Origin of the sequence: Paenibacillus sp. O199, assembly GCF_001636635.1 — a bacterium.
Taxonomy (GTDB): domain Bacteria; phylum Bacillota; class Bacilli; order Paenibacillales; family Paenibacillaceae; genus Paenibacillus; species Paenibacillus marchantiae.
In genome coordinates, this window is sequence record NZ_LGRP01000008.1 from 252,480 (window position 1) to 258,745 (window position 6,266).

General features: G+C 44.0%; 2 protein-coding genes. Both read left to right on the forward strand.

Going from position 1 to position 6,266, the window contains the following annotated elements; genetic code table 11:
* The first annotated feature begins 238 nt into the window (after positions 1-238).
* Positions 239-4,594 (forward strand): AAA family ATPase, encoded by a 4,356-nt coding sequence (locus tag A6049_RS15075; protein ID WP_240321447.1) that lies wholly within the window; start codon positions 239-241, stop codon positions 4,592-4,594.
* 193 nt (positions 4,595-4,787) lie between these two features.
* The coding region (locus A6049_RS33745) for a chitobiase/beta-hexosaminidase C-terminal domain-containing protein (RefSeq protein ID WP_205412017.1) at positions 4,788-6,266 on the forward strand (1,479 nt) is incomplete at its 3' end.

Here is a 6,266-nt window from a genome sequence, read left to right on the forward strand (position 1 = left end):
TGTCCCATATAATCAGCTTGAAAATATACCCTAGTTAATGAGTGTGATATTATGATGAGATTTCTATATCCACGGATGAATCTTTTTGTACCTGATTATGATCGAGATAATCACTCATCACGAATGATGCAAAGATTTTGCAATCCATAATGGATACTTCATGATAGAATAAGACGAAATATAGAATCATGGAATGATTCAGTAGTTTTAAAAATCAGATGGGGGAATTGAAGACTTGGTGCAGGCAGACAGAATGACCCTAAAGGAATGGCTCGATGAGACCCCAGTACTCGTTCAGACGTTTTTACATATGGCTATATCTATTACGGAACAGGTTCATGCGGCACATAAGCGAGGCTCTGACCTGGGGAATTTGAATCCCGCTCATATACGGATTGATTTGGAAACCCTCTCAGCTGTGGTTCAAGAAAATCATGAGACGGATTATGTCTATATCTCACCAGAGCAAACGGGGAGACTGCACCGTTTGCCGGATGAGCGAAGTGATTTATATGTGTTGGGCATGATCTATTATGAAATGCTCACAGGGAAAGTACCGTTTCAGGCCGAGAGTGTTGAAGATTACATATATGCCCATCTAGCTATTGTTCCCACAGCGCTGAGAGAGCTGCGTCCAGAGCTTTCAGAATCGCTGGAAGCGATCATTATGAAGCTGTTGTCAAAGTCGACAGAGGCGAGGTATCAGAGCACGTATAGTCTGTTGGTGGATCTGAAAACATGTCTTTCTTTACTAATGAAAGAAGGTCATATCTCATCTTTTGACATTTCGCGTGCAGATGAAGCAAGCCGTTTTCGGCTGCCCAGAACACTTTTTGGTCGTGAGAGGGAAGAAGAGAAGCTTCGCGAGGCACATGATCAGGTTCGTTCTGGAGAATCGGTGTTGATGTTGGTTAGCGGTCAAGCGGGAAATGGGAAAACGGCACTCATCCGACAATTTCAAATGCAACATATACAAGAATGTGGTCTGTTCATGGAGGCGAAATGTGAACCGAAGAATCACGATGTTCCCTTCTCACCCATGCTTCAGGTTCTTCAAAAGTTGATTAAGCACACGTTGGGTGAAACACCTGAGCGACTGAATATGGTGAAGACCAGATTAGCAAAAGTACTAGGGCAGGGCGCAGGTGTTCTTGCAGCACTCCTTCCGGAAGTACAAACCCTACTTGGCGAGACTCCTGCTGTGGAATCCCTCCCACCTGCTGAGGCAACGATTCGACTCCACCGTCTGCTTCCTATATTTATAAAAGCATTTATAGACAGAGAACATTCACTTGTTCTATTTCTGGATGATCTCCAATGGGCCGATTCAGCTACTTTGGAAGTCCTTCGTACCATTGTACATGATAAGGTATTGCAGGGTTTATTCATCATAGGGACTTTCCGTGAGGAAGCCATGCCAGAAGGAATAAGTAGCGTAGATCCCGAAGCTGCAGCAACCGTATGGATTGAAAACGTTCTTGCCTTGAAAGGAAGTTATACTCCGATTTCGTTCCAGCATATTGCATTATCCCCCCTGTCTTATAATGAAGTTAGACGATTTGTATCACAGATCTTGAATGAAAACACGGTTAGGATTCGCTTGCTTGCGGAGTCGTTATATCATCGAACGGGTGGGAACCCTTTATTTTTACACCGTCTACTAGATAGCCTGTATAGGGAAAGAAAGATCTATTTCGATGAGGAATCATCCATGTGGACTTGGGAAGAAGCTATAGTATCACAGATACCTTCAGACCCGGGTGTTCTTCATTTCATTGGTGAACGTATACGGAAGCTACCGACAGACCAGATGGAGTTGCTTGTTATTGCAGCGGCTATTGGTCATCGCTTTCCTCCTTCAACGCTCGCTCTGGTAAGTGGCCGTTCCGTTACCTATACACGACAGTGTTTACAATTTTTCGAGGAAGAGGGTTTATTGTACCGAGAGTATGATGCCCATGAAACGGAAGAGAGTTATTATAGGTTTCTACATGACAGGGTACAGCAGGCTGCTTATATGTCTGTTCCAAAATCAGCGAAAGCAGCCCTGCATCTGAAGATTGGACGCGTGCTGCGTACTAATTCATCGGCCCAACAGGAAGATGCTATTTTCGATATGGTGTACCATTTAAATCTAGGTATGGACGATATGGTGGAGGAGTCAGAGAGAAACGAATTGGCTGAATACAATCTTCAGGCAGGTCTGAAATCGAAAGCTGCGACTGCATATGCAGCCGCCCTGCACTATTTCGAAGTGGGATTACGACTTGTGAAGGATGACGAGAAGAGAACAGATTCACTGGTCTATCGTTTGCTGCTAGAGATGCCAGAATGTGAATATATGTGCGGTCGCCAGGCTGCTGCGGAAGAATTGCTCAACCGGTTAATGCACTGTACAACAGACTTGGTTGAACGCTCGCAGATCTATCTGATACGGATTGGTATGTATAGTTATCTTAAGAAAAATGATATGGCCGTACAGATCGGGCGGCAAGCGCTGGAGGAATTCGGTTGGAAACTACCGCTCAAACCTCATAAAGCAGTAATCGTCAAAGAAGTGATGCTGACGCAAATAGCGTTGCATAACAACCGTAAAAATCTCGCTCACTTACCCATAAATCGTAACCCACATTATAAAGCGTTATCTGATCTTATCATGGCGATATCAACGTCCGTCTTTACTATAAGTCTGGAGTTAACTGCCATGTTATTCTCAAGATTTATTCGGTATGGTCTGAGGCATGGGAACAACGAAGCTTTTGCGTTTATACTGGCTGGGTATGGCTTGGTTATTCTTAGAAATAAAATCTCTCTGTCTCGTACCGGACTTCATTATATTGACACAGCTATCCTTTTATCTGCCTCATTCGATAGTATGGACTTGCAGTGTCGGCTGAACTACATCGGAGGGCTTGCGAGGCTTCAACAGAATCCGAATGAAGGCTTTAAGCATTTAGAGAAATCGATGCACTATGGGATGGAATCTGCCAATCTGACTTATGTAAGTATTTCGATGTTGACGAGTGTGACAACGCATATCGGTGATTTGTATGCATTGACTGCACGTATTTCGATGTATGAAGAAATTTCTCAGATGCTTGTAGATGAGGAAACTCACAGCATATTCCGGATCGCAAGGTGGTATATCGCGAAATTACAGGGGGAGGTTGAAGAAAGCGATAAAGTCGTTCTGCCTTTAAAGAATAGCCGTTCAGAGGAGACACTGAATAATGACGTGTATTATCTCTGTACCTGCCAGATTGAAATTGCTTATCTGGAAGGACGGTATCATGACGCGATTGACTGGGTAGAGGAAGGGCGGTTCAACACGTTTAGGCAGACACGGATGCAAGTTCGCAAGCAGCACATCTATCACTCGTTAACTCTTGCTGCTATGTATGATGATTCGCTGGAAGAGGAGCGTGAACATATCCGTTCCAAGCTTACTAAACTGTTGCATTCAATGAAGAATTGGACAGGGTATTATGGGAATCAATCTTCAGCTTATCTACTCGTCACTGCCGAACTCAAGCGGATTAATGGGCATCGGGCAGCTGCGACGAAAGGCTATGATGAAGCGATTCGTACTGCGCGATTAGAGAGTCATTCTTTAATGGAGGGTATCTCGTTAGAACGGGCTGCGATTTTCTATAGAGAAGCGGGCAGTTCAATTGGAGCAAATACCCTCATGGCAGATGCTTGTGCTGCTTATTCAAGCTGGGGGGCTATTGCCAAGGTCAGAGAACTGAAAGAGACTTACCGCGAGTTGGGTTCAGTATCAAGTGTACCGGTAACTCCGTACAGGATGATGGTGAAAGAGGTTGGCGTTACATTGAAGATGGAAAGGACACCCATTATCGCAAGCGAGAGGACGCTATTGCAGCAAATCTCCGAATGGTCCAGTACAGAGATCAACGAAACGGTACTCTGTCGTTTCCTCGAAACCGTAATTAGACATTCAGGCGCGGTGAAAGGGTATATACTGAACAGCAATGAAGGACGCTTTTCCATTACGGATCAGGCAGGTGGATCGCTGCATGCTCAAGAAGCTATTGTCTACGCGGAGTCTATTGCTCGATATGTGATCAAAACGGGCGAAGCGGTTATGCTTGCAGATGCTTCGCGCAGCTTCTATGCAGCGGATTCTTATATTCGTCGGGTTGAGTCAAAATCGGCTCTATGTATGCCCATTCTTGTTCCAGGTAAACCATTGCTATCGGTTCTTTATTTGGAAAATAACTTCATTTCCGGTGTGTTTACCAAGGAGGTAATGGACATGCTGGATCTGATGATCACTCGGATGGTATACCTCAAATCACTGGAGGAATCCCATATACTTACAATCGCTTCCAGTGATGTAGATCCTCCTCTTGCAGCCATATTGACGGAGGATCGGACGGAGTTGCTTGAGCAACTTACGAAACGAGAAAAAGAGATTTTGCACGTTCTGATGGATGGTTTTTCTAACAAGGAAATTGCTAATCATCTGGGATTAACTGAAGGAACCGTTAAAAGTTATGTTTATCGTATATATGGAAAATTAGGAGTGAACCGTCGTGCTCATGCGATTGCACGAGCAAGAGAACTTATTTAAGAAGATGTACCGTATGGAATAGATCGATGTAGAAGCCAATACTAACGTCATAAGGGGCGTTAATATTAGCTTTTTCGACTTTTTTTTGCATCATACTAACTTTAGTGAGTATTCCTTTTCAAACCCTAATATTATGATAGGCCTTTACAAAGTGCTATGACAAATATCATGAAATGGGAGTGAAAGAAATTCTATGGTACAGAGGGCAGGAACAGGTAGAGCAAGGAGCAAGACTGGTTTAATTGGAATGCTGTGTTTGGTCATGATGATTTCATTATTTGGACCTATGGTGAATCCTTCGCAGGTATTTGCGGCGACAGGCTTTAGTGGCGGAACGGGAACGGCAGGTGATTCCTATATCATTACAACACCTGAGCAGTTAAATAGCATTCGCAGTTATGGTAGGAGCTACTTTAAGCTCGGGGATAATATTGATTTAACGGACTACCTTTCTCCAACGGGTGAAGGATATAATGGTGGTCAATATTGGACACCTATTTCTTATTTTTCAGGCACTTTGGATGGTGATGGTTACACGATCAAGGGACTGAAAATAAAAAATAACAATAATTTTATCGGTCTCTTTGGAGACTTGGCTTCGGGTTCTTCTATAAAAAATATTGGATTAGAAAATGTGGAGATCATTGGTAGCGGGATGTTTGTAGGAGGTATAGCAGGTGCCCAAAGGAGTCAGTCAACAATATCAAACAGTTATGTGACTGGTGAAGTTAAAGGAGCTAACTATGTAGGGGGCCTGATCGGGTATCAAGATACAGGTGTGGTTGTAAACAGCTATTCTACAGCTAAAGTTCATGCTTCATCTCAACAAGCAGGTGGTTTAATAGGGCTTGAATATCAAAGTTCGACCAAAAATAGTTATGCTGCAGGTAGCATTACTGGCAGCAACACTACCGGTGGGTTGGTGGGCGGTACTTATCCAGCTCCTAACGCTAGCGTACACGTGGATACCTATTATGATCGAGAAGTTTCAGGGCAATGGGATAATTCAGGGAAGGGTGTACCTAAGACAACTGCGGAGATGAAAACGATTTCCACATTTTCGACTTGGGATTTTGACAATGAGTGGTTTATCAAAGAGGGGCATTATCCTCAACTGCAAGTGTTCCTGGCTGACACGCCTAGAGCAGATATTGAAGGTGGGCTTGTTGCGTGGAAATCACAAATCGCGCTTAGCAGCGGGACAACGAATGCATCTATCTATTATACAACGAACGGCGATGAACCGACGCTGAACAGTACACTATACGTCTCTCCGATCGTGGTGCCGGAAGATATGACCATTAAGGCGATTGCCGTTAAAGGAACGACATATAATGAAGTGATGACCGAGAGCTATACAGTTATAGGGAAAGCAGCAGCACCCACAACGGGAAGTTTGTTGCCAGGGACAGACGTCGACACTACGCAATTGAATGGTGTTACGGATGTAATGGAGTACAAAGTAAATAACGGGAATTACAATGCAGTTACAGCGGATGATAGTTCAGTTGATAACATTAGTGTACATGCAGGAGATACAATCTCTGTCCGTATAGCGGCAGAACCAAGTGTTCCAGCATCCGAAGCTCAAGTATTGACGGTTGGTATCGCAGATATTCATACCAGAAGCACAGAGTCCGCGTTAACCTCAACCATTGGAACGGTGAGCACA